This is a genomic window from Photobacterium andalusiense (genome assembly GCF_900185625.1).
Lineage (GTDB): Bacteria > Pseudomonadota > Gammaproteobacteria > Enterobacterales > Vibrionaceae > Photobacterium > Photobacterium aquimaris.
This window is the reverse complement of sequence record NZ_FYAJ01000005.1, coordinates 84939-108373: the sequence shown is the minus strand read 5'-3', so window position 1 is coordinate 108373 and position 23435 is coordinate 84939. Positions and strand designations below refer to the sequence as shown.

The 23435-nt window shown below is 42.8% G+C and carries 18 protein-coding genes and 17 tRNA genes; 9 read left to right on the top strand and 26 right to left on the bottom strand.

Annotated elements, in window-relative coordinates:
- Positions 1-9 precede the first annotated feature (9 nt).
- The 4 genes from PAND9192_RS13385 (at position 10) to PAND9192_RS13370 (ending at position 5265) form a co-directional block, all read left to right on the top strand.
- Positions 10-1239, top strand: a complete 1230-nt coding sequence (locus PAND9192_RS13385) for an ammonium transporter AmtB (RefSeq protein WP_087854205.1) — start codon at positions 10-12, stop codon at positions 1237-1239.
- A 175-nt stretch (positions 1240-1414) separates the two neighbouring features.
- Positions 1415-2428: a Fe(3+) ABC transporter substrate-binding protein gene (locus tag PAND9192_RS13380; RefSeq protein WP_087854204.1), complete on the top strand. Its 1014-nt coding sequence runs from the start codon at positions 1415-1417 to the stop codon at positions 2426-2428.
- A 171-nt stretch (positions 2429-2599) separates the two neighbouring features.
- Positions 2600-4228, top strand: a complete 1629-nt coding sequence (locus PAND9192_RS13375; RefSeq protein ID WP_087854203.1) for an ABC transporter permease — start codon at positions 2600-2602, stop codon at positions 4226-4228.
- Positions 4228-5265 carry an ABC transporter ATP-binding protein gene (locus tag PAND9192_RS13370; protein WP_087854202.1) on the top strand — a complete coding sequence of 346 codons (1038 nt, stop codon included), beginning with the start codon at positions 4228-4230 and terminating at the stop codon, positions 5263-5265. The genes PAND9192_RS13375 and PAND9192_RS13370 overlap by 1 nt, the downstream gene beginning before the upstream one ends.
- A gap of 53 nt (positions 5266-5318) precedes the next feature.
- Here the strand turns inward: PAND9192_RS13370 and PAND9192_RS13365 are convergent, their stop codons facing one another.
- On the bottom strand, positions 5319-5927 hold the full coding sequence (locus PAND9192_RS13365) for a TetR/AcrR family transcriptional regulator (protein WP_087854201.1): 609 nt from the start codon (positions 5925-5927) through the stop codon (positions 5319-5321).
- 220 nt (positions 5928-6147) lie between these two features.
- Between PAND9192_RS13365 and hpt the strand changes: the two genes are divergently transcribed.
- Complete coding sequence (gene hpt / locus PAND9192_RS13360; RefSeq protein WP_060998262.1) at positions 6148-6681, top strand: hypoxanthine phosphoribosyltransferase; 534 nt, start codon at positions 6148-6150, stop codon at positions 6679-6681.
- 47 nt (positions 6682-6728) lie between these two features.
- On the opposite strand, the gene can is transcribed toward hpt, so the two are convergent.
- Positions 6729-7412 (bottom strand): carbonate dehydratase, encoded by a 684-nt coding sequence (gene can, locus PAND9192_RS13355; RefSeq protein WP_060998261.1) that lies wholly within the window; start codon positions 7410-7412, stop codon positions 6729-6731.
- A 118-nt stretch (positions 7413-7530) separates the two neighbouring features.
- Here can and PAND9192_RS13350 point away from each other — a divergent pair, with 118 nt between their 5' ends.
- Together PAND9192_RS13350 and PAND9192_RS13345 are read left to right on the top strand one after the other, a co-directional pair.
- The gene (locus PAND9192_RS13350; RefSeq protein WP_060998260.1) at positions 7531-8445 is read left to right on the top strand and encodes an ABC transporter ATP-binding protein; all 915 of its coding nucleotides are present in this window, start codon (positions 7531-7533) and stop codon (positions 8443-8445) included.
- Between the two features lie 19 nt (positions 8446-8464).
- A complete protein-coding gene (locus tag PAND9192_RS13345) occupies positions 8465-9235 on the top strand; it encodes an ABC transporter permease (RefSeq protein WP_087854200.1) in 771 nt (256 codons plus the stop codon).
- Positions 9236-9317: 82 nt separating this feature from the next.
- On the opposite strand, the gene panC is transcribed toward PAND9192_RS13345, so the two are convergent.
- From panC to sfsA, 7 genes are all read right to left on the bottom strand, one after another.
- On the bottom strand, positions 9318-10211 hold the full coding sequence (panC, locus tag PAND9192_RS13340) for a pantoate--beta-alanine ligase (RefSeq protein WP_087854199.1): 894 nt from the start codon (positions 10209-10211) through the stop codon (positions 9318-9320).
- A 10-nt stretch (positions 10212-10221) separates the two neighbouring features.
- On the bottom strand, positions 10222-11016 hold the full coding sequence (panB, locus tag PAND9192_RS13335; RefSeq protein ID WP_087854198.1) for a 3-methyl-2-oxobutanoate hydroxymethyltransferase: 795 nt from the start codon (positions 11014-11016) through the stop codon (positions 10222-10224).
- 24 nt (positions 11017-11040) lie between these two features.
- Entirely contained in the window at positions 11041-11526 is a 486-nt protein-coding gene (gene folK, locus PAND9192_RS13330; RefSeq protein ID WP_060998256.1) for a 2-amino-4-hydroxy-6-hydroxymethyldihydropteridine diphosphokinase, read from the bottom strand.
- Entirely contained in the window at positions 11523-12956 is a 1434-nt protein-coding gene (pcnB, locus tag PAND9192_RS13325; RefSeq protein WP_082732153.1) for a polynucleotide adenylyltransferase PcnB, read from the bottom strand. Before pcnB ends, folK begins: the two co-directional genes overlap by 4 nt.
- Before the next feature lie 54 nt (positions 12957-13010).
- Positions 13011-13895 carry a tRNA glutamyl-Q(34) synthetase GluQRS gene (gene gluQRS, locus PAND9192_RS13320; RefSeq protein ID WP_087854197.1) on the bottom strand — a complete coding sequence of 295 codons (885 nt, stop codon included), beginning with the start codon at positions 13893-13895 and terminating at the stop codon, positions 13011-13013.
- A gap of 321 nt (positions 13896-14216) precedes the next feature.
- Positions 14217-14666: an RNA polymerase-binding protein DksA gene (gene dksA / locus PAND9192_RS13315; protein ID WP_036793256.1), complete on the bottom strand. Its 450-nt coding sequence runs from the start codon at positions 14664-14666 to the stop codon at positions 14217-14219.
- A gap of 129 nt (positions 14667-14795) precedes the next feature.
- Positions 14796-15509 (bottom strand): DNA/RNA nuclease SfsA, encoded by a 714-nt coding sequence (sfsA, locus tag PAND9192_RS13310; protein ID WP_087854196.1) that lies wholly within the window; start codon positions 15507-15509, stop codon positions 14796-14798.
- A 91-nt stretch (positions 15510-15600) separates the two neighbouring features.
- Here sfsA and hrpB point away from each other — a divergent pair, with 91 nt between their 5' ends.
- A complete protein-coding gene (gene hrpB / locus PAND9192_RS13305; RefSeq protein WP_087854195.1) occupies positions 15601-18093 on the top strand; it encodes an ATP-dependent helicase HrpB in 2493 nt (830 codons plus the stop codon).
- A 127-nt stretch (positions 18094-18220) separates the two neighbouring features.
- On the top strand, positions 18221-20647 hold the full coding sequence (mrcB, locus tag PAND9192_RS13300; protein ID WP_370738393.1) for a penicillin-binding protein 1B: 2427 nt from the start codon (positions 18221-18223) through the stop codon (positions 20645-20647).
- Between the two features lie 116 nt (positions 20648-20763).
- On the opposite strand, the gene PAND9192_RS13295 is transcribed toward mrcB, so the two are convergent.
- From PAND9192_RS13295 to PAND9192_RS13215, 17 genes are all read right to left on the bottom strand, one after another.
- Positions 20764-20839, bottom strand: a tRNA-Thr gene (locus tag PAND9192_RS13295).
- 46 nt (positions 20840-20885) lie between these two features.
- Positions 20886-20961: transfer RNA gene (locus PAND9192_RS13290), tRNA-Phe, on the bottom strand.
- A 58-nt stretch (positions 20962-21019) separates the two neighbouring features.
- Positions 21020-21095, bottom strand: a tRNA-Thr gene (locus PAND9192_RS13285).
- Between the two features lie 48 nt (positions 21096-21143).
- Positions 21144-21219 (bottom strand) — tRNA-Asn (locus PAND9192_RS13280).
- Between the two features lie 46 nt (positions 21220-21265).
- Positions 21266-21341 (bottom strand) — tRNA-Phe (locus PAND9192_RS13275).
- 55 nt (positions 21342-21396) lie between these two features.
- Positions 21397-21472 (bottom strand) — tRNA-Thr (locus PAND9192_RS13270).
- A gap of 48 nt (positions 21473-21520) precedes the next feature.
- A tRNA-Asn gene (locus PAND9192_RS13265) sits at positions 21521-21596 on the bottom strand.
- A gap of 44 nt (positions 21597-21640) precedes the next feature.
- Positions 21641-21716: transfer RNA gene (locus tag PAND9192_RS13260), tRNA-Phe, on the bottom strand.
- A gap of 468 nt (positions 21717-22184) precedes the next feature.
- Positions 22185-22271: transfer RNA gene (locus PAND9192_RS13255), tRNA-Ser, on the bottom strand.
- A 56-nt stretch (positions 22272-22327) separates the two neighbouring features.
- A tRNA-Asn gene (locus PAND9192_RS13250) sits at positions 22328-22403 on the bottom strand.
- A gap of 46 nt (positions 22404-22449) precedes the next feature.
- Positions 22450-22525, bottom strand: a tRNA-Phe gene (locus PAND9192_RS13245).
- 58 nt (positions 22526-22583) lie between these two features.
- A tRNA-Thr gene (locus tag PAND9192_RS13240) sits at positions 22584-22659 on the bottom strand.
- Positions 22660-22707: 48 nt separating this feature from the next.
- Positions 22708-22783 (bottom strand) — tRNA-Asn (locus tag PAND9192_RS13235).
- A 46-nt stretch (positions 22784-22829) separates the two neighbouring features.
- Positions 22830-22905, bottom strand: a tRNA-Phe gene (locus tag PAND9192_RS13230).
- 55 nt (positions 22906-22960) lie between these two features.
- Positions 22961-23036: transfer RNA gene (locus tag PAND9192_RS13225), tRNA-Thr, on the bottom strand.
- Positions 23037-23084: 48 nt separating this feature from the next.
- Positions 23085-23160, bottom strand: a tRNA-Asn gene (locus PAND9192_RS13220).
- A gap of 44 nt (positions 23161-23204) precedes the next feature.
- Positions 23205-23280 (bottom strand) — tRNA-Phe (locus PAND9192_RS13215).
- Positions 23281-23435: the final 155 nt, after the last annotated feature.

Here is a 23435-nt window from a genome sequence, read left to right as displayed (position 1 = left end):
AAGGTAACCATGGAATTATCAGCGACAGTAATTGAATTACGTTATGCACTCGATACATTTTTCTTTTTGATTTCCGGTGCATTAGTAATGTGGATGGCAGCAGGTTTTGCAATGTTAGAAGCCGGGCTAGTTCGTTCAAAGAACACCACTGAAATATTAACCAAGAATTTTTGTTTATACGCTATTGCGTGTACCACATTTTTATTAGTTGGCTACAACATTATGTATGTCGACAACAGTGCGGGTGGTTGGCTACCGTCGTTTGGTGCACTGATAGGTTCTCAAGCCGAAGGCGCCGACCACTCTTTAGAATCCGATTTCTTTTTTCAGGTTGTCTTCGTCGCTACAGCAATGTCTGTTGTCTCTGGTGCGGTTGCTGAGCGCATGAAACTATGGTCTTTTTTACTCTTTTCAGTGGTGCTTACTGGATTAATTTATCCGATTGAAGGTTATTGGACATGGGGTGGTGGCTTCCTTGCAGAAGCTGGTTTTAGTGACTTTGCAGGTTCAGGTATTGTGCATATGGCAGGTGCTGCCGCAGCATTGGCGGGTGTATTACTGCTTGGTGCTCGAAAAGGTAAATATGGCAAGAACGGTGAGATTAATCCGATTCCTGGTTCAAATATGCCCTTAGCCACTCTAGGTACCTTTATTTTGTGGTTCGGTTGGTTTGGTTTTAACGGTGGTTCACAGTTAATGTTATCTGACTTTGAAAATGCGTCTGCGGTTGGACAAATATTCTTAAATACCAATGCTGCTGCCGCTGCTGGTGCGATTGTTGCACTTGCTGTATGTAAAACCATGTGGGGTAAGGCAGATTTAACCATGATTCTTAATGGTGCATTGGCAGGGTTAGTGGCAATTACTGCCGATCCATTGTCACCATCACCGCTGGCTGCTGTTGCTATTGGTGGTATTGCTGGTGCATTAGTGGTGTTTAGTATTATTGGTTTCGATAAAATTAAAATTGATGATCCTGTCGGTGCGATTTCAGTTCACGGTGTGTGTGGTGTGTTTGGACTAATGATGGTGCCATTAAATAATCCTGATGCTGCATTTATGACTCAACTCTTTGGCGCTGCGGTTATCTTTGGGTGGGTATTTGGTGCAAGCCTTGTGGTTTGGGGAGTTTTAAAGCTCACGATTGGTATTCGTGTTAGTGAAGATGAAGAACTTGAAGGTATGGACTTACATGATTGTGGTGTTGATGCTTACCCTGAGTTTGTTAGTTTAAAATAGCAATAGTGACGCTATTTAGCTGCTGTTGAAGTCAAAAAAAGCGTCACTGTTAGCAGTGACGCTTTTTTGTAATGAAGTGTTACAGCTTGATTGTGTTCACAGATGAAAAACGTATAATCTGCATTAATCTAATTGAGAAACATTATCATTACATTTTGCATTAAGGGATTTAGCAATGAAGAAACTTTTAGCTACAGCAGTTCTATTTGGCTTAGCTGCGCCTCAAGTCGCTACTGCTGCTGAAGAAGTCAACGTCTACTCGTACCGTCAGCCTTTCCTTGTTGAACCAATGTTTAATGAGTTCACTAAAGAAACCGGTATTAAAGTTAACGTTAAGTTTGCTAAAGCGGGTATTGCTGAAAAATTACAGCAAGAAGGTGAATACAGCCCAGCAGACGTAGTATTAACAACCGATATTAGTCGTTTGGTTGAGCTGTCAGATAAGAAGCTGGTTCAGCCAGTCGATAGCAAAATCATTGATGCTAACATTCCTGCACAGTTCCGTGATAATGAAGACGAGTGGTTCGCACTAACATTACGTTCTCGCAATGTATATTCATCAAAAGATCGCGTTGGTAAATTACCAGCCTCTTTTGATTACAGTGATTTAGCAAAACCTGAGTGGAAGGGTAAACTTTGTACTCGCTCTGGTAAGCACCCATACAACGTATCATTAGTATCTGCGATGATTGCCCATAACGGCGAAGCTGAAACTAAAACATGGCTAGAAGGCGTAAAAGCAAACTTAGCTCGTAAGCCTCAAGGTAACGATCGCGGTCAAGTACAAGCGGTTAAAGAAGGTTTATGTGATATCGCAATTGGTAACAGCTACTACCTAGGCAAAATGGTTAACGATCCAAACCAAAAAGCATGGGCAGAAGCGGTTGAGATTAACTTCCCAGGTCAACAAGGTAACGGTACGCACGTTAACGTTAGCGGTATGGCAATGGCGAAGTACGCACCTAATAAAGACAACGCTTTGAAGTTAATGGAATTCTTAACTGCAACGACTGCACAGCAAATGTATGCTGAAGTGAACTACGAATACCCAGTTAAAGCGGGTGTTAAGCGCTCTGAGTTAGTTGCATCATGGGGTGAGTTTAAAGCCGATGATGTATCACTTGATGAGGTTGCTCAATATCATCAAGCTGCAATCAAACTACTAGATGAAGTGAAGTTTGATCTGTAATTAGTTACAAAATAAATGGGGCGTTAAGCCCCATTTTTCAGTTTAACTTAGTCTATTTTGCAATAAGTTGTGGTAGCTTCTCATGCCTTGCTGACAGTGAATGTATTTACTGACAAAGTGGCCTGATAATGCAGGCTTGAATATATTGAAAAACGTACTAAGTAGTAGTAAATGAAAGAAAAGTTTTTATTTTGGCGAATTAGCAGCTGGTTATTAGGTTCGCTGTTAGTATTGCCGATTATCGCTATATTCATTACCGCCATGGGTAACTCTGATCAAGTGTTCTCGCACTTGATGAATACAGTGATGTCTACCTACGCATTAAATACTCTTGGGCTGGTGGTTGGTACGGTATCACTGACCTTAGTGTTTGGGCTTCCTTGCGCGTGGTTAATGGCAATGTGCCGTTTACCCGGCGAAAGAATACTTCAATGGGCACTTATTCTACCCCTCGCAATGCCCGGTTATATTGTTGGCTACCTTTATACTCATTGGTTTGATTACGCTGGTCCAATTCAAATTTGGTTGCGTGATATTTTTGGTTGGCAACACGTTAGCGATTATTGGTTTCCTGACTTACGCTCATTATGGGGCGCATGTTTTGTTCTTGCTTTAGTGCTTTATCCTTATGTGTATTTGTTAGTGCGCGCTACGTTCATGGAGCAAAGTAATAACCTGCTTCAATCTGCACGTTTGTTAGGTTGTTCGCCGTGGCAAAGTTTTCGCCGAATTTCATTACCTTTAGCTCGCCCAGCGATTGCAGTTGGGGTGTCATTAGTGGCGATGGAAGCATTAGGTGACTTTGGTACTGTGAGCTACTTTGCCTTAAATACGCTGACGACTGCGGTTTATGATACTTGGCTTGGCTATTCAAATCTTAATGCTGCCGCTAAAATTTCAGCAATTATGTTATTGGTGATTTTTTTACTGATCAGTAGTGAGCGTTTTAGTCGCCGTAAACAAAAAATGTTTCAACAGCAATGTGGTAACGATAGCCATACTAAATACCAACTCACGGGTTGGAAAAAATGGTTAGCTGTTGGCTGGTGTTGGGGATTAGTCGGTTGTGCCTTTTTGTTCCCGATGCTGCAATTGATTGTTTATGCGATCGATTACTTTGCTCAAAGCTGGACTGAGCAATTTAAGAATTATAGTTTAAACAGCTTAATGGTATCGTTGGCGGCGGCGATATTTGCGGTGTTATTAGCCTTGATGGTTAATTTCTATCAGCGCTTAGATGGCCGCAGTATTAGCACGGTACCGATGCGATTAGCGTCATTAGGTTATGCTGTACCAGGTACAGTATTAGCGATTGGAGTGATGATTCCGCTCACCAGTGCCGATCACTTGGTTAATGATGTCGCACAAAGTTTAGATCTGGGGCGTCCGGGACTGATTTTTTCTGGCACTATGTTTGCGATTATTTTTGCTTTTGTGGTGCGATTTGCTGCGGTTGCTATCGGTAGTATTGAAAGTAGTTTAGTTAAAATTCCACCATCATTAGACATGGCAGCTAAAACCATGGGCTATGCATCGACAGCGATGTTACGCAAAGTGCATTTACCATTGATTCGTCGTGGTTGCTTAATTGCAGGCTTGCTGGTGTTTATTGAATCAATGAAAGAGCTTAATGCTGCAATATTATTACGCCCGTTTAATTTTGAAACCTTAGCTACTTATGTATTTAATTTCGCCTCTGATGAGCAATTAGAAGTTGCCGCTTTTCCGGCGATTTTATTGGTCATCGTCGGCTTGATTCCGTTGGTGATGGTTAACCGTTCTTTGGAGCAAAAACATTGATGAAACATGCATTGTCTGTCACCGAACTTAGTTGTAGCTACCATGGGCAGCCGATATTACAAGATTTATCATTAGCGGTTGAGCGTGGTGAAATCGTATGTTTGCTTGGCGCGAGTGGCTGTGGCAAAACCACGCTATTGAAAGCGATTGCAGGATTATTACCGCTGACTCAGGGGCAAATCGCGATTAATGATCGTAGCATTGTTGATCAGTCACTGTGCTTGCCTCCTGAGCAACGTAATATCGGAATGATATTTCAAGATTACGCGTTATTTCCGCATTTAACCGTGGCTGAAAATATTGCATTTGGTTTGCGTCATTGGGATAAGGCACGAGTTGCCGCTAAAATTCAGCAAATGTTAGCACTGGTGCATTTAACTGAACTGGATGATCGTTATCCGCATCAACTTTCTGGCGGTCAACAGCAACGTGTAGCGATTGCACGTGCGTTAGCCAACGAGCCTGATTTGATATTATTAGATGAGCCGTTTTCTAATATTGATACTCAAGTTCGTCATAGTTTGATTCGAGATATTAGACAGATATTTAAAGACCAAGGTGTGACCGCTATCTTTGTTACTCATAGTCGTGAAGAGGCTTTTGCCTTTGCGGATAAAATGGCAGTAATGAATCATGGTGTGATTGAGCAATTTGGTACTGCAACTGAGCTTTATTACCAACCAAGTAGTCGCTTTGTGGCGGAGTTTTTAGGTGTTGGTTCTTATTTACCTGCAACTGTTACGGCTAATCAGCAGTTAAATACTCCCTTTGGTGAGTTAGCATTAGCGGCGCAGCAAAAATTGGCGCTGGCTACAGATGTGGATTGGTTACTACGACCACAGCATTTAACGGTGAAGCCTGAGAATGATGGTTTAGCGGTAATTATTGAGCAGCAGTTTATGGGTGATAGTTGTCGTTATATTGTTGAATTTGAAGGACATAAATTAGTCATTAATTCTAACTTATTATTGAATGTCGGCCAGCGAGTAACTGTCAGTGTTACTCCGCATCAGCCGGTTATTTTCGCAACTGCCTAACAAGGTGCAAGGCTTATTAATGCTAAGCCTTGCAGGTTTTAATTGGCACTAAATTAGTTTTTTTGGGTTAACACTTGCAGATAAATTTGCGCTTGTTCACGTAAAATATCTTGATCTGGATGCTGGTTAGCCTGCATGTAAATCACATAACACATGCCATGGAGCATTTTAGCTAAGTTTTCAGGGGTTTGATTTGAAGTAATTTCTTCATTATCAATTGCTTGAATAAATGCTTGCTGTACTTGCTTCAGATTTTTTTGGTTGCTTTCGATAAACTGTGGCCAGATATCTTCGCGAACTGATGTACTCCATTCAAACCATACTTTGATCCAATCTTGTTGCTCTAATACCGCATCAATTAAGTTATTGCTGATACAGGTTAAGCGCGCATGTAAGGCTTTATTTGGTGCACCGATACATTCAGTTAGCAGATCATTAAATTGGGTCGCAACTTCCATTAATACCTGTTCAACTAATTCCTCTCGAGTTGGAAAGTAATTAAATACCGTTGCAACCGAGACATTTGCCATTTCCGCAATATCAGCGTGGCCTGCACGGCCAATACCGCGACGAGAAAAAACTTCAATTGAATAATCAAGTAACTGTTGCTTTCTTTTTTCTGGTGATAAGCGCGTGCGTGGTTTTTTAGTAATCGTATCCATAATTATTAACTCCCTAGCCATATTTATAATAATGATGTTTATTTTTTATACATAAACCCTACAGCAGCAACTAGGTGTATTCAAACTGAACTATCAATAAGTGTTTCGAATTTTGGACACTATTGATTAAATAACGCTTAAGATGAATGAATGCTACAATAATGACCTTTGGAATATATCGCCTCAGTCGAGTAACGCAGCCGCGTTGATGGAGAATAAAATGAAGCACACTATTGAAGTAATGATTTCTGAGCAGGATGTTCAGGAACGCATCAAAGAGCTAGGAAAGCAGATCACCGAGCATTATAAAGACTCTACAGATTTAGTTATGGTCGGCTTACTGCGTGGCTCATTTGTCTTTATGGCAGATTTAGCACGTGCGATTGAGATCCCGCATGAAGTTGATTTCATGACAGCATCAAGCTACGGCAATACTATGCATAGTAGCCGCGATGTTCGTATTCTAAAAGATTTGGATGACGATATTAAAGGTAAAGATGTGTTGTTGGTAGAAGACATTATCGATACTGGTAATACGCTAAGTAAAGTGTGTGAGATTCTATCGCTACGTGAACCTAAATCAATTAGCATCTGTACATTATTAGATAAGCCAGAACGTCGTGAAGTGGATGTGAAGGTTGATTGGTACGGCTTTATTATTCCTGATGAATTCGTGGTTGGTGTGGGTATCGATTACGCACAAAAATACCGTCATTTACCGTTTATTGGTAAAGTTATTCCAGACGCAGAATAACAATCAAAAAAGCGGCCACCTTATGGTGGCCGCTTTTTTTATGGCTGTTATTTATTATTTTCTAGCTGCTGTAATTGTTGTTCAAGCGGTGGCAATAATGATGACATTGCTGCTTGATAAGCAACTTCAAGGCTTTCACGACTAGTAGCAGTAACGCCAAGATCTTTTAAAATGCCATTGCTGGTACCATAAATCCAACCGTGAATTTTAACTTCTTGGCCACGCTCCCATGCTTGTTGCATGATAGTTGAATTGCCAAGATGGTAAACTTGTGAAGCGACGTTAATCTCACACAATTTATCATCCCACTTTTCACGTGGTAGGCTACCAAGATCTGAGCGATGTTTAAGATACAGATCGCGAATGTGTAATAACCAATTATTAATAAGACCGAGTGGTGGATTTTCTATTGCCGCAGTTACACCACCACAGCCATAGTGGCCACAAATGATGATATGTTTAACTTTCAGTACATCAACGGCATACTGAACTACAGATAAACAGTTTAAATCGGTATGAATAACTTGGTTAGCTACATTACGGTGTACGAACAATTCACCAGAGGTTAAACCGGTAAGACGTTCCGCTGGCACGCGACTGTCAGAACAGCCGATCCAAAGATATTGTGGATGTTGCGCTTCTGCAAGGTGAGAGAAAAACTCTGGATCTTCATCCTTAATGTTCTCTGACCATGAGAGGTTGTTTGCAAAGAGCTGCTTTATATCTGCCATGATAATACCTTATATTAATATGTTCCTTACTATACACAAGCTGCGCTGATAGCAAATCGGATTAGTTGTTAGCGTTTTGTCACTAGCCTATAAATATTTAACAGAAAGATTGCATATAATGAATGCTTTAGAAATAAAAAATGTAAGTAAAACTTACAAAGGCGGCGTCAAGGCGCTGAAAAATATGAGCCTTAATGTCGAGCAAGGTGATTTTTTTGCGTTGCTAGGCCCTAATGGTGCGGGTAAATCGACCACTATCGGCATTATCAGCTCGTTAGTCAATAAAACCTCAGGTTCAGTCAGCATTTTTGGCTATGACCTTGATACTCAAAAGGTGGATGCCAAAAATCAGCTTGGCTTAGTGCCGCAAGAATTTAACTTTAACCCGTTTGAAACGGTAGAGCAGATTGTGGTTAACCAAGCCGGATTTTATGGGGTTGAACGGCCACTGGCAAAACAGCGGGCTGAAAAATATTTAACTCAGTTAGATTTGTGGGGCAAGCGTCATGATCGTGCGCGTAATCTTTCTGGTGGTATGAAGCGCCGTTTAATGATTGCACGCGCATTAATGCATGAACCAAAATTATTGATTTTAGATGAGCCAACCGCTGGAGTTGATATTGAATTACGGCGTTCGATGTGGACATTTTTGCAGCGTATCAATCAAGAAGGGGTGACTATTATTTTGACCACCCATTACCTTGAAGAAGCTGAAATGCTATGCCGCAATATTGGTATTATTAATCATGGTGAATTAGTTGAACATACGTCGATGAAGGCGTTATTGAGTCAATTGGAATTAGAAACGTTTATTTTAGATATTGATACTACAGCAGTAACACCGACGCTGGATATTGGTTCATGTCGCTTAATTGATAGCACGACTTTAGAAGTGGATCTTAACAAAGGTGATGACTTAAACCGTGTCTTTAGTGCGCTAACAGCCCAAGGGGTGATGGTGCGTTCAATGCGAAATAAAAGTAATCGTTTAGAAGAATTGTTTGTTAACTTAGTCAACAAAGATCAAGCATAGTCGTGGTGGATAATTATAAATGAAAAAACAATATTGGATTGCATTCAAAAGCTTAATTACTAAAGAGATCCACCGTTTTACACGGATCTGGGTGCAAACATTGGTTCCGCCTGCGATCACTATGACGCTGTATTTTATTATCTTTGGTAATCTGATTGGTAAGCGTATTGGGGATATGGAAGGCTTTAGTTACATGGAATATATTGTGCCAGGACTTATCATGATGTCGGTGATCACCAACTCTTATTCCAATGTTGCTTCCTCCTTTTTTAGTGCTAAATTTCAACATAATATCGAAGAGTTATTAGTCGCTCCGGTGCCTAACTATATTATTATTGCTGGCTATGTTGGCGGTGGTGTATTACGCGGACTAGGGGTTGGTTTGATAGTATCTGTAGTATCACTACTATTTGTATCACTCAATATTGCTCATTTGTGGGTGATTGTTGCGACGGTAGTAATGACCTCAATTGTGTTCTCACTGGGTGGATTAATTAACGCTATTTTTGCGCGTACTTTTGATGATATTAGTATTATTCCAACCTTTGTTCTAACACCTTTAACTTACTTAGGTGGCGTGTTTTATTCAATAAATTTGCTACCAGAAGTGTGGCAAATGGTGTCAAAGGTTAACCCGATTGTGTATATGGTTAACGCCTTCCGCTATGGCTTTCTTGGCGTGTCTGATGTTGGTATTGGGACATCGTTTGCAGTATTAAGTGTGTTTGTTATTGCGCTTTATAGTGTGGCTTATTATTTGATTTCGCGTGGTATTGGTTTGCGTTCATAAGCGTTATTCCAATAGCAACAGTTAAAAAAATACCGCGCGTTAATAACTAACGAGCGGTATTTTTTTAGTCGACGTTTAGCAATTAATTTGCTTCAGCGACTTCTTCTTCAACCGTTACAGCAGGAGATAAATCTACTACTTGGTTGTCGATTAAACGTGCTTTACCTAACTGAGCAGACATCAGAATAACGGCTTGTTGGGTGGTGTCAGTAATTGGTAATAAAGTCACAGCATCGCGAATAAAGCTTTTATCGGGTTGCAGACCTGCGGCACGTAATTGATCGTTAGCATCAACAATTAATTCGTCATAGTCACTACGACCACCACGCATTTGGCTGCTTATCCAACGCATTGTACGGGCTAAAACTGGTGCGCGCTGGCGTTCATCAACGGTTAGATTACCATTGCGTGAACTCATGGCTAAGCCATCCATTTCGCGTACAGTTGGCACGCCAACAATCTTAATATCCATCGCTAAATCAATCACCATTTGACGAATAAGCGCCAATTGTTGGTAATCTTTTTCGCCAAAACAGGCGACATCAGGCTGAACAATATTAAACAGTTTATTGACGATGGTTGCTACGCCACGAAAGTGACCTGGACGTAATTCACCTTCTAACATCGTTGATAATCCAGGGACGTCGATGACCGTTTGATTGTTAAGACCTGCTGGATACATGATTTCTGGGGTTGGAGTAAAGACTACATCCACCATATTTTGTTGTTGTAATTTAGCAATATCTTGTTCAAGAGTACGAGGGTAATTAGTTAAATCCTCAGCTTTCTCAAACTGCATTGGGTTAACAAAAATACTCGCAACAACAACATCGGCATGCTTACGTGCTTTACGCATTAACGTAAGATGGCCTTCATGCAAGTTACCCATAGTTGGAACAAAGGCAATTCGACGACCGGCGCGGCGCCACGTCGTAATCTGCTCTCTTAGTTGGGCAATCTCGGCGAATGTTTGCATCTCTTATTCCTTATTCAAAGGTATGTTGAGACCCTGGAAATGCACCAGACTCAACATCTTCAATGTATTTAGTAACCGCAGCACGCATATCACCAGTTTCTGCAAGGAAGTTCTTAGAGAACTTCGGCATATAGTTTGCAGAAATACCAAACATGTCGTGCATAACCAGTATTTGGCCATCAGTCGCATTACCCGCACCGATACCAATTACAGGCACATCCACCGCCTTGGTAATACGTTCAGCAAGGCTTGCTGGAACACATTCCAATACGATGATTTGGGCACCAGCTTGAGCGAGAGCAATGGCGTCATTTACCATGGTCTCAGCTTGATCCAAATTGCGGCCTTGAACTTTATAACCGCCAAAAATATTGACAGACTGAGGGGTTAAACCAAGATGGGCACAGACAGGTACTGCACGTTGTGTCAGGGTTGAAATAGTTTCAGCAACCCAAGCGCCACCTTCGATTTTTACCATGTTAGCCCCGGCACGCATTAATTTTGCGGCATTTTCACACGCTTGTGCTGGGGTTGCGAAGGTCATGAATGGCATGTCAGCCATTAGCAGCGAATTAGGGCTGCCTGCACGAACGCTACGGGTATGGTAGGCGATGTCATCAATGGTTACGGGTAGAGTGTCATTACGGCCTTGGAGAACCATGCCTAATGAATCGCCTACTAACATAACCGGCATATTCTGTTGCTCAAATAATTGGGCAAAACTGGCGTCATATGCTGTTACTGATGCAAACTTGCGACCTTCTTGCTTCCATTTTAGGAGATCGTTGATAGTGATTTTTTTCATAGCTTGTTCCTCGCCCTGATGAATTTATGCTTGCCAAATAGCTAAGCCATTACGGTTAACCTGAGTCAATAACGTGCGTAAAGAAGTGTGATCAGGTAAAACTAAATCAGGGTTAATTTCGGCCAGTGGATACAGTACGAACTCCCGTACCTTCATTCCATAGTGTGGCACGGTAAGGCGCTCACACTGATGTTGTAGATCACCATATAAAATAATATCGAGATCTAACGTTCTTGGACCCCAGCGTTCATCTTTGCGAACACGTCCTTGTTCGAGCTCAATCGCTTGAGTATGGTTGAGTAATTCAAGCGGAGCTAATGCAGTATCAATAGCGACAACCGCATTAATATAATCAGGTTGGTTTTGTGGTCCCATCGGAGTACTGCTGTACAACGAAGACACACTAACCACCTGACTATGTGGTAAATGTTGCAGTGCTTCAATGGCTGTTTTAGCTTGGGCGACGGGATCGCCCAAGTTACTGCCTATAGCGATATAAGCGCGAATCATGATTTAACTTGTGGCTTTTTACGACGTGGTTGCTGTGGGCGACGACGACGTGGGCGGCGACTACCACCATCATTAATATGAGTTACCATTTGGCCGCGTTGGTTATAATCGGCGTTTTGGAACTCACTCCACCATTGCGCTAGTTCTTTGATGTCACTGCCTTCAAATAAACTACGCATTTCAAGGAAATCATAAGCAGCACGGAATTTAGGGTGTTCCATGGTCTTAAATGCGCGTTTGCCACTGCGACGACTAAAGCGTAGCTGTTGCTGCCAAATGTCACGTACGGTGGTGGTATGGCGGCGTGGAATCGCAATTGAACGTACTTGCTCATCAAGAATGTCGTTACTGGCAACCATAAAGGCATCATAGAATGATAAGCCACTTGCAAAAGAGACTTCTTCAGCGCGGATCATCATTGGATACCACAGCATTGCAGCATAGATAAAGGCAGGATTTACTCGCTTATCTTCAGCAATACGTTTATCGGTCGAGGCCAGAATATGCTCGATCATTTTTTCGGTTTTGCTGCTGTTATTCTCAGTAAAGTGATCCGATAGGATCGGGAATAACTGTTGGAATAAATTGTATTCACGCAGCATACGGTAGGTTTCTAAACCTTGACCTGATTGCAGTAATTTAAGGCTTTCTTCAAACAGACGTGCTGCTGGAATATCTTGCATCAATATTGCCAGATCACGGATCGGTGCCGCTGTTACTGGTTCAATATCCATATCAAGTTTAACCGCAAAGCGAACCGCACGTAGCATACGTACTGGATCTTCGCGGTAACGGGTTTCTGGATCACCCATTAAGCGAACAACGCGGTTATTCAGATCTTCAATGCCTTGAGCATAGTCGGTTACGGTGAAATCTTTAACGCTGTAGTACAAGGCATTAATGGTAAAGTCACGACGTTCTGCATCTTCTTCGATGGTGCCGTAAACATTATCACGTAATAACATGCCTTCTTCACTGCGAGAAGAAATTTGCGGTTTTTGCTTATTGTCTTTCGGGGCTACAACCTGTGCCGGAGCATCAGAATGGTGGCCACGGAAAGTCGCAACTTCGATAATATCGCGCCCAAAAAGAATGTGCGCTAGACGGAAGCGGCGGCCGATTAAACGACAGTTACGAAACAGTTTTTTGATTTCTTCTGGTGTTGCATTGGTCGCAATATCGAAGTCTTTTGGCTGTTTGTGGAGCAATAAATCGCGGACGCCGCCACCAACAAGGTAAGCGTCGTAACCGGCTTTGTTTAGACGATATAGTACTTTCAGCGCATTTTCGCTGATATCTTTTCGTGAAATGCCGTGCTCTGGGCGTTGGTAAACTTGCAAAGTTTGTTCCTCTGGAACGCGAGTACTACTGTCGCGATTCAATACTTTACGGCAAAAGCTGGCTACTCGATTAAAGATAATACACCCCATATTGTGCACTTGGTTCAACAAACAGCCGTGTATGATATATCACGGCAGACTATTTTAGAATGCTAGTGTGATAGCAGTTGTCTTTGGTAGCTGTTTGAGCTGCCAATGAGTGATGCCCCACTGTAATATTTGTTCTACGCTTTCTGTGACCAGTTCTGCCGGTGGCGAAAACCCTAGAAAACGTAGCGCTGCCATTAATGCTGGCCGAGGATTAAGTTTATCAATCGCTGGCGCATGGTTTTGTTTCGACAATTTATTACCATTGTCGGTAATGGCAAGCGGTAAGTGCAAATAACGAACTTCAGAATGTCCAAGTTGACGGTAAAGACCAATTTGACGCCCTGTAGGCTCAATTAAATCTGCACCACGAACAACTTCAGTGATCCCTTGTTCGATATCATCTAGCACTACAGCAAGATTATAAGCAAATAAACCATCGCGGCGATGAATAATAAAATCTTCATTCGCCAATGCTAATGGTAACTCGATACGACCATGTAACAGGTCATCGAAATGGGTTATTGGTGTGTCTACTTGTAATCGAACCGCACCATTATTGTGCCGTTGATTGAGGGTACGACAGGTACCAGGGTAAAAGCCGCCCGCTTGTTTAATGTCTTTTCGACTACACTGACAATAGTATGCCTTACCTTGAGTTAACCAAGCATCAATTTGAGCCTGATAAGCATCATGGCGTAAGCTCTGATACATGATATCGCCATCCCACATGAAGCCAAACGCTTCAAGTGTACGCAGAATATCATCAGCAGCCCCAAGCATTTCGCGAGGTGGATCAAGATCTTCGATCCTAACGATCCATTTTCCTTGCTGAGATTTTGCTTGTAGGTAGCTACCAAGAGCAGCAATTAACGATCCGAAATGCAATGGCCCTGAGGGCGATGGCGCAAAGCGACCGACATATTGATTTGTGTTAGTCATACATTAATAAACGGTTATAAAATCCAAGTTGTTTATTATTGAACTTGGTACGGCAGCGTAAATGTCGCCCAGAGTCAGGGGTAGATATAACAAAATATATTCCCTCCAAACTGAATAATGCTCTCTAAAATGAGAACACTATTCAGTTTGGTGCCTATTGATCTATAACGCGAGATTATGATTAAACAGGCAGAGCTCGTGCGACATCGGTAAGTAAATAACCATAGGGTTAGTTACTGCGTGTTATTTTGAGCGCTAGTGTAAACGAAAGAGGGAGCTTACGCTCCCTCTAAAATTAGCTTAACCTGATAAAGGCGTAAATTAGCCAGCCATTTGCTTTTCTTTGATCTCTGCAAGTGTTTTACAGTCGATGCAAAGATCTGCAGTTGGACGAGCTTCAAGACGGCGAATACCAATCTCAACACCACAAGAGTCGCAGAAGCCGAAATCATCTTCTTCGATACGCTTAAGTGTCTTGTCAATTTTCTTGATCAGTTTTCGTTCGCGGTCACGGTTACGAAGTTCAAGGCTGAACTCTTCTTCTTGTGCGGCGCGATCCACTGGATCGGGGAAGTTAGCGGCTTCATCTTGCATGTGGTTTACAGTGCGATCAACTTCAACGCGAAGTTGGTTACGCCATGCTGATAGAATTTTATGGAAATGCTCTAATTGAGCTTCGCCCATGTATTCTTCGCCAGCTTTTTCCTGATAAGGCTCAACCCCAGCAATAGCCAGGATGCCTAGTGATTTTTTAACGTTGGTCTCTGGCATATAGCATCTCCTAATGTACCTAATAACCGTCACTGGTTAATTTTGGGCGGTATCTATACCAGAAAGGTTACGATGTGGCAATTACTGTATAACTTCAATTCTATGTCAATGTGAAGAAAACGGCATTTTTTATGTCAAATGCTGAAATTGTATACAGTCGGTAAGATTTATTTCGGTTGCGTTAATGGTGGCCCGATAGCAAATTATTTCGACACCAGCAGCAATGGCTTGGTGTAATAATTGGGCATATTCAGCATCAATATGCTGTGCAACATCAACCTTTTTGATTCCCGTATGTAACACTGCAAAAAACAGTATAGCGCGTGAACCCAGTTGTGCCATTTGGGTCAGCTCTCGTAGATGTTTCTGACCACGAGTGGTGACGGCATCAGGAAAGTAACCTTGACCATTATCCGCTAATAAGGTCACGCTTTTTACTTCAATATAGCAGGCTGGACGGGTTTGTGATTCAAGTAATAGATCGATACGGCTATTTTCAGTGCCATATTTCACTTCGGTTCGTAGTTGATCATAACCGCTGAGCTCTGGTATGCGTTGCTGTTCAATGGCTTCTTTAACAAGGTGATTGGCTTGAACGGTATTAACACAAATCCAATCATTAGCCGCAGTGTGCGCCAGTTGCCAACTATTAGGGTATTTACGCTTTTTATTATCAGAAGTTGAATACCATACCGTAGTGCCGGGATCAGCACAGCCGGTCATGGCGCCGGTGTTAGCACAGTGAATTGTTCTAACCTCACCATCATTTAAAGTGACATCAGCTAAAAAGCGTTTATAGCGTTTAATTAAAGTGGCGGCTTGTAGCGGTGGATCAAACTTCATTATGGCCTCGAGCATCGATTATTATTTTTAGTTGCGGGGTGGCTTTCGTTACAATGTGATTTCGTATTGATCATGACATAAGGTGGCACCATTGTCACAACTCCCAATTGATGAGGTTTTAGCAACCTTATTTAGCGCGTTAACTCACCATACCCAAGTGATATTAAAAGCACCACCGGGAGCCGGTAAATCAACACGGTTGCCGTTGGCGCTATTAGATAAAGCCGTTATTCAAGGGCGAATTATCATGCTTGAACCTCGACGGTTAGCAGCAAGAAATATTGCTGGGTATTTAGCGCAGCAATTGGGTGAGCGTGTTGGACAAACCGTTGGCTTACGAGTACGAGGTGAAACGAAAGTCAGTTCGCAAACACGACTAGAGATTGTCACTGAAGGCGTGATGACGCGAATGTTGCAGCATGATCCTGAACTTGCAGGCGTTGGGCTGATTATTTTTGATGAATTTCATGAACGCAGTATTCATGCAGATACCGCATTGGCATTAGCGATCGAAGTGCAACAAGCTTTGCGTGATGATCTGCAGTTATTAGTGATGTCTGCCACTCTAGATCAAACTGCTTTGGTGCAACTGTTACCAGAGGCTTATTATGTTGAATCTCAAGGGCGGTGCTTTCCGGTTGAATATCGCTATCAAGCAGTGAGTGATCCACGGGATGTGATTGAACAAATGGCGGCCGCGATTAATCAGTTGCTAACCATAGAATCAGGTTCGGTATTAGCCTTTTTACCTGGTGTTGGTGAAATTAAACGCTTGGCACAAGCATTAGCCACGCGGTTAACGCCAGCTAATAGCACTATTAACATTTGCCCGTTGTATGGCCAATTACCGATTGAGCAACAACAACAAGCGATTAATCCACCACCTGCTGGGCAGCGTAAAGTGGTATTGGCGACCAATATTGCTGAAACCAGCTTAACCATTGAAGGAATTCGATTGGTAGTGGATAGTGGTTTGGAACGGATCGCGTTGTGGGATCCTAAAACCGGAATCAGTCGCTTGCAACAAGTACGAGTAGCCCAATCCTCGGCTGAACAACGCGCTGGGCGTGCTGGCCGTTTGGAGGCGGGTATTTGCTTGCGAATGTACAGTGAAGAGTCACTTCAACGTCAACCAGCAACGCCGCAACCAGAAATCTTACGCAGTGATTTAACCGCGTTGGCGATGGATCTGGTTCAGTGGGGCTGTCATGATCCACAAGAGTTGCAGTGGTTAGATCTACCGCCAGCAATTGCTTTACAGCAGTCGCGGCAGTTATTACAGCAACTAGGTGCGATTGATGAACGAGGTCAACAAACGCCACGTGGTCAAGTGATGCAAACTTTAGGTGTCGATCCGCGTCATGGCGCAATACTCGCGTTTGCAAAACAAATGGCACACCAACAAGCCGATGCCACTATTTTGACTACCGCTGCGATGCTGGTGGCATTACTCGAAGATCCACCACGTGGTATTGATAATCCTGATTTATCTTTTCAGCTGCATTTACTTGAAACTAAAAAACTGGCGAAAAGTCATGCTTATGTGCAGCGTACTCAGCAACACCTTGCAGCTTTAGGCACGGCTAAAAATAGTGAGCTAAAGGTCAATAATCATTGGGCTGCGATAGTATTAGCCGTTGGTTTTCCTGATCGAATTGCGCAATCTCGTGCTGAAGATGGTCGTTATCAATTAGCCAATGGCCAAGGGGTAATGCTTGAGAGCAGCCAAGGATTAGCGAGTCAGTCTTTGTTGGTAGTAGCCGATGTGGTCAAAACGCGCCAAGGTGACAGTCGAATCCTCTCTGCGATCAGTGCTGATTTAAACGGGTTACAGCACGCATTGCCGGAATTATTTAATCAATGTGAGTGGCTTGACTGGGACGATAAAAAAGGCCGTTTAAGTGCTGAGTATCGTACCTATTGCGGTAAGTTAATTGTTGCACGTAGCCTTGCTGCCACTCCCGATGCCACGCTTGCCAGTGCAGCATTACTCAATGCAGTTAAGCGTAAAGGATTGGCAGTATTAAATTGGACGCCAGCTGCGACACTGTTACTGACGCGTGGTCGTTGTGGCAACCAGTGGTTACCTGAGGCTGATTTTCCCGCATTAGATGAGGCAAGTTTATTAGCCAATGCTGAGCAATGGTTATTGCCATATCTCAATGGCATTACCACCTTAAAAGGGCTACAAAAAGTTAATGTGGTAGCAGCATTAGAGGCTTATCTCGGTTGGAATAAAAAACAACAGCTCGATCAATTATTGCCAACTCATTATCAAGTACCGACAGGTTCAAAAATTGCCATTCGTTATCAAGCCCAGCAGCAACCTGTATTAGCGGTTAAGTTACAAGAAATGTTTGGTGAGCCAACCACGCCGACGATCGCTAACGGTAAAGTTGCTTTGGTGTTAGAGCTATTATCGCCAGCACAACGACCGTTACAGATCACACAAGATTTAGCTGGTTTTTGGCAAGGCTCGTATAAAGATGTCCAGAAAGAAATGAAGGGACGTTATCCTAAGCACCCTTGGCCTGATGATCCTGCTAATCATTGCCCAACCCGCAAAATTAAAAAATACCTTTAACGATGCTAAACAAGTTCGATACCTGTATATATAATCAGTTATAGTTGCTAAGATCTTAATACTGAATCATAACAGCAGAGCTCAATCATAGGCTCTGCTTACATACAGGAATGACGGTAGTTGATGCATTATGAGTAAGACGCCACAGCCCCCTAAACCACAGCAGAAGAAACCTGCCGCTGCACGCAAAAAGGCCGCTGTAAAACCAACTGCTAACAAACAGCCGGCAAAAAAAACAGCCTCGAAAAAAACTTCAGCTAAAAAAAGTACCACTAAAAAATCAGCCGTTTCTCATCCATGGCTACGTAAGCTGGGTAGTTTAGTGTTTAAAATGACCTTAGTGGTAGTAGCTATTTTATTAGTGATCGGTATTTATTTAGATACTGTGGTGCGTAATAAAATGGATGGCCCAATTTGGGATTTACCCTCAGTTGTCTATGGCCGAGTATTAACGTTACATCCAGGCCAAGCGATGACTATCAGTGATGTGCGACGTGAACTCGATGTATTGCAATATCATAAAGTGCGTAGTCCGCGAAAAATGGGAGAGTATTCTGCCTCTTCAACTCGCGTTGAGTTAATTCGACGTCCATTTAAGTTTGTCGATGATCCGCAACCACAACAGCATGTGATGCTAACGTTTGCTGGCAGTAAGCTAGCTTCGATCGTTGATGTCACCACTAACAGGCCATTAAAAACACTCAAAATCGAACCTAAACTACTGGGTATGCTAGGGCTATCAGGTAATGAGCAACGGATCTTTATGGCGCGGGATCAATTTCCTCCATTGCTGATTAATGCGCTGTTAACCACAGAAGATCGTAATTTTTATGAGCATGATGGCGTGTCACCATTAGCGATTCTGCGAGCAATGGTGGTCAACCTTAAAGCGGGTCATACCGTTCAAGGTGGTAGTACCCTTACGCAACAATTGGCGAAAAATTTATTCTTAAGTCGTGAACGTAGCTTGTGGCGTAAAGTCCGTGAAGCCTATATCGCGGTGATTATTGATCACCGTTACAGTAAAGATCGCGTGCTTGAAGCGTATTTAAATGAAATTTACCTTGGTCAAAATGGCGCTAAAGAAATACATGGTTTTCCATTGGCGGCACGATTCTATTTTGGACGTCCATTAGAAGAACTACGGGTAGATCAATTGGCAATGCTAGTAGGAATGGTGAAAGGGCCATCGCAATTTAACCCTTGGCGTCATCCAGAGCGAACCCTTAAACGCCGTGACTTAGTATTGTCACTATTAGCTAAAAATGATTACCTAACCGAAGCCCAATATGAGCAGGCATTTTCTGAACCATTAGGGGTACAAAAAAACGCGAAAATAGCCAGTCGTCAACCAGCGTATTTTCAGCAGTTACAACGTGAGTTACAACGAGATGTTGGTGATATCTACAAATCAGGTAAAGGACTGCGAATTTTCAGTACCCTTGATCCGCTATCTCAACAAGCGGCGGAAAAAACTATTGCAGCGATGGTGCCACGGTTAAATAAAAAAGCCGGAGTTAAAGTCGAGACAGCAATGGTGGTGGTTGATCGACAAGATGGTGCCGTGCGCGCGCTTATTGGCGGTAGTCGTCCCGGCTATGCTGGTTTTAATCGTGCTCTTGATGCTCGTCGTCAAATTGGCTCATTGGCCAAGCCAGCAGTGTACTTGGCTGCTCTGAGTCAGCCGCAGAAGTTTAGTTTAGCAACCACCCTTAATGATCAAGCTATTGTCTTAAAGGGCAGTAAAGGTACTTCATGGCGACCTAGAAACTATGATCGTAAGTTCCGCGGTCAAGTACCACTCTATTATGCGTTAGCGCATTCATTGAATGTGCCAACGGTGAACTTAGGCCTAAAGGTTGGGCTTAATACCGTGATTAACACCATCGCTAAGTTAGGAGTTAATCGTGATCAAGTTCCACGTTTACCTTCAATATTATTAGGCGCATTTAGTTTGTCACCGTTTGAAGTGGCACAAATGTTCCAGAGTATTACGAATAATGGTCGTAAAGCGCCGTTATATAGCCTAGATGCGGTTGTTGATAGCCAGGGGCGGGTGCTATACCAACATTACGCTCCGGTTGAACAAGTCGTGCCTGAACAAGCTGCTTGGTTAACGACCTATGATATGAAAAGAGTGGTGAGCCAAGGTACAGCGCGTTTTTTACAAACTAAATTTAGTTCAGCGAAATTAGCCGGTAAAACAGGTACCACTGATAATAATCGTGATAGTTGGTTTGCTGGTGCTGATGGACGCGAAGTTGGCGTGGTGTGGGTTGGGCGTGATGATAACACGCCAGTGCGATTAACCGGCTCTAGCGGCGCGCTACGGGTTTATGCTGATTATCTTGCTCGTCGCCAACCATTACCATTAAATATCGGCTGGCCGCCTTATATCACCACGGTGAAGTATCAACGCACAGCTAATGGCAGTTTGCGATTTGATTGTAACGGCAACGTTGCCTTACCTGCATGGGATAAAAATGGTGACTTAAAGGCGAAGTGTCATGACAGTCAACCTGCGACATGGATAAAGCATATGTTTGCGGGATAATATGAGCCTTGGCGATTGATAATAGTGTGAAACGACAACTGTGAGGTTGTCGTTTTTTTTCGTTCATTTTTTACAGACGAAAAAAAAGCCTCATCAAAGATGAGGCTTTCAAAAGATGGTGCCGACTACCGGAGTCGAACTGGTGACCTACTGATTACAAGTCAGTTGCTCTACCTACTGAGCTAAGTCGGCACACTAAATTCTTTTTGTATAACGTCAATGACGTTATTTTATAATATGGTGCCTCGAGGCGGAATCGAACCACCGACACGAGGATTTTCAATCCTCTGCTCTACCGACTGAGCTATCGAGGCAGAAGTAGTGATGGTTAAGTCTCTACTTTTGCATTTCTTACCGAAGTAAGAGAATAAATGGTGCCGACTACCGGAGTCGAACTGGTGACCTACTGATTACAAGTCAGTTGCTCTACCTACTGAGCTAAGTCGGCACATAAATTCTGTAATCTCTTCACTCAAATGAGCCAAGAAATAAATAGTGGCTCCCTCTACTGGACTTGAACCAGTGACATACGGATTAACAGTCCGGCGTTCTACCAACTGAACTAAGAGGGAATTAACTTTTACTATTCAACACGATAAATCGTATCAAATTTTAATATGGTGCCTCGAGGCGGAATCGAACCACCGACACGAGGATTTTCAATCCTCTGCTCTACCGACTGAGCTATCGAGGCAAACACAGCAATCAAATTGCTATTTTTGCATTTCTTACCGAAGTAAGAGAATAAATGGTGCCGACTACCGGAGTCGAACTGGTGACCTACTGATTACAAGTCAGTTGCTCTACCTACTGAGCTAAGTCGGCACATAAATTCTGTAATCTCTCCGCTCTATTGAGCCAAGAAATAAATAGTGGCTCCCTCTACTGGACTTGAACCAGTGACATACGGATTAACAGTCCGGCGTTCTACCAACTGAACTAAGAGGGAACAGATTTTGTCGTTGCTTGGCACCAGACTTCAAAGAGAAGAAATGGTGCCTCGAGGCGGAATCGAACCACCGACACGAGGATTTTCAATCCTCTGCTCTACCGACTGAGCTATCGAGGCAACGGAGCGCATTAAAAAGGTTTTTGAGCTTTTCGTCAATGGTTTTTTTTTAAATAGTTATCAACATTGTCTTTTTTGCCCTGATTGGTGTTATTTTGAACTTAAATGTTCGGTTTTACTGTATTTGTTAGTCTCGGTAGGGAAAAGCGTTTGATGGCGTCAGCGTTGTAAAAAAGTGAATTAAAGAAAAATGAGTGGTGGCATGCAAGTCTAATTTATCGTCATTCCCGACAGTGAATGCTCGCGAGAGTGATAGGAAATCTACTATTCGCGCGTTGTATATTGATTGTTTTGGGATGGTGTCTTTTAAGCTCGATCACGCGATAAATAGATCACGGATAGTCGGTAATGGTATTTGGAATGATGAATACTAATTCTCCCGCCGCCATTCCTACGAACGAGGTAGGGGATTTCACCCAACGACAGACGAAAAAAACCTTGTCTTTCGACAAGGTTTTCTTGTTTGGCTTCACTCTACTGGACTTGAACCAGTGACATACGAATTAGCAGTCCGCCAAGCTTCTCATAAAGTGCCGCCAACTGAACTAAGAGGGGATTTCACCAATCGACAGACGAAAAAAAACCTTGTCTTTCGACAAGGTTTTCTTGTTTGGCTCCCTCTACTGGACTTGAACCAGTGACATACGGATTAACAGTCCGCCGTTCTACCAACTGAACTAAGAGGGAATTAACTTTTACTATTCAACACGATAAATCGTATTAAATTTTAATATGGTGCCTCGAGGCGGAATCGAACCACCGACACGAGGATTTTCAATCCTCTGCTCTACCGACTGAGCTATCGAGGCAGAAGTAGTGATGGTTAAGTCTCTACTTTTGCATTTCTTACCGAAGTAAGAGAATAAATGGTGCCGACTACCGGAGTCGAACTGGTGACCTACTGATTACAAGTCAGTTGCTCTACCTACTGAGCTAAGTCGGCACATAAATTCTGTAATCTCTTCACTCAAATGAGCCAAGAAATAAATAGTGGCTCCCTCTACTGGACTTGAACCAGTGACATACGGATTAACAGTCCGGCGTTCTACCAACTGAACTAAGAGGGAATTAACTTTTACTATTCAACACGATAAATCGTATCAAATTTTAATATGGTGCCTCGAGGCGGAATCGAACCACCGACACGAGGATTTTCAATCCTCTGCTCTACCGACTGAGCTATCGAGGCAAACACAGCAATCAAATTGCTATTTTTGCATTTCTTACCGAAGTAAGAGAATAAATGGTGCCGACTACCGGAGTCGAACTGGTGACCTACTGATTACAAGTCAGTTGCTCTACCTACTGAGCTAAGTCGGCACATAAATTCTGTAATCTCTCCGCTCTATTGAGCCAAGAAATAAATAGTGGCTCCCTCTACTGGACTTGAACCAGTGACATACGGATTAACAGTCCGGCGTTCTACCAACTGAACTAAGAGGGAACAGATTTTGTCGTTGCTTGGCACCAAACTTCAAAGAGAAGAAATGGTGCCTCGAGGCGGAATCGAACCACCGACACGAGGATTTTCAATCCTCTGCTCTACCGACTGAGCTATCGAGGCAACGGGGCGCTATTAAAAGGGTTTTGAGCCTTTTCGTCAACCCTTTTTTTAATAAAAAATGATTATTATGTTTGAGTGTTGACTTTTTGTTCGTTGTGGCGTGGTTTTTTACTTTTTTTAATGTTTTCCGCCGTTTGAGTCACGGCGGAATATCT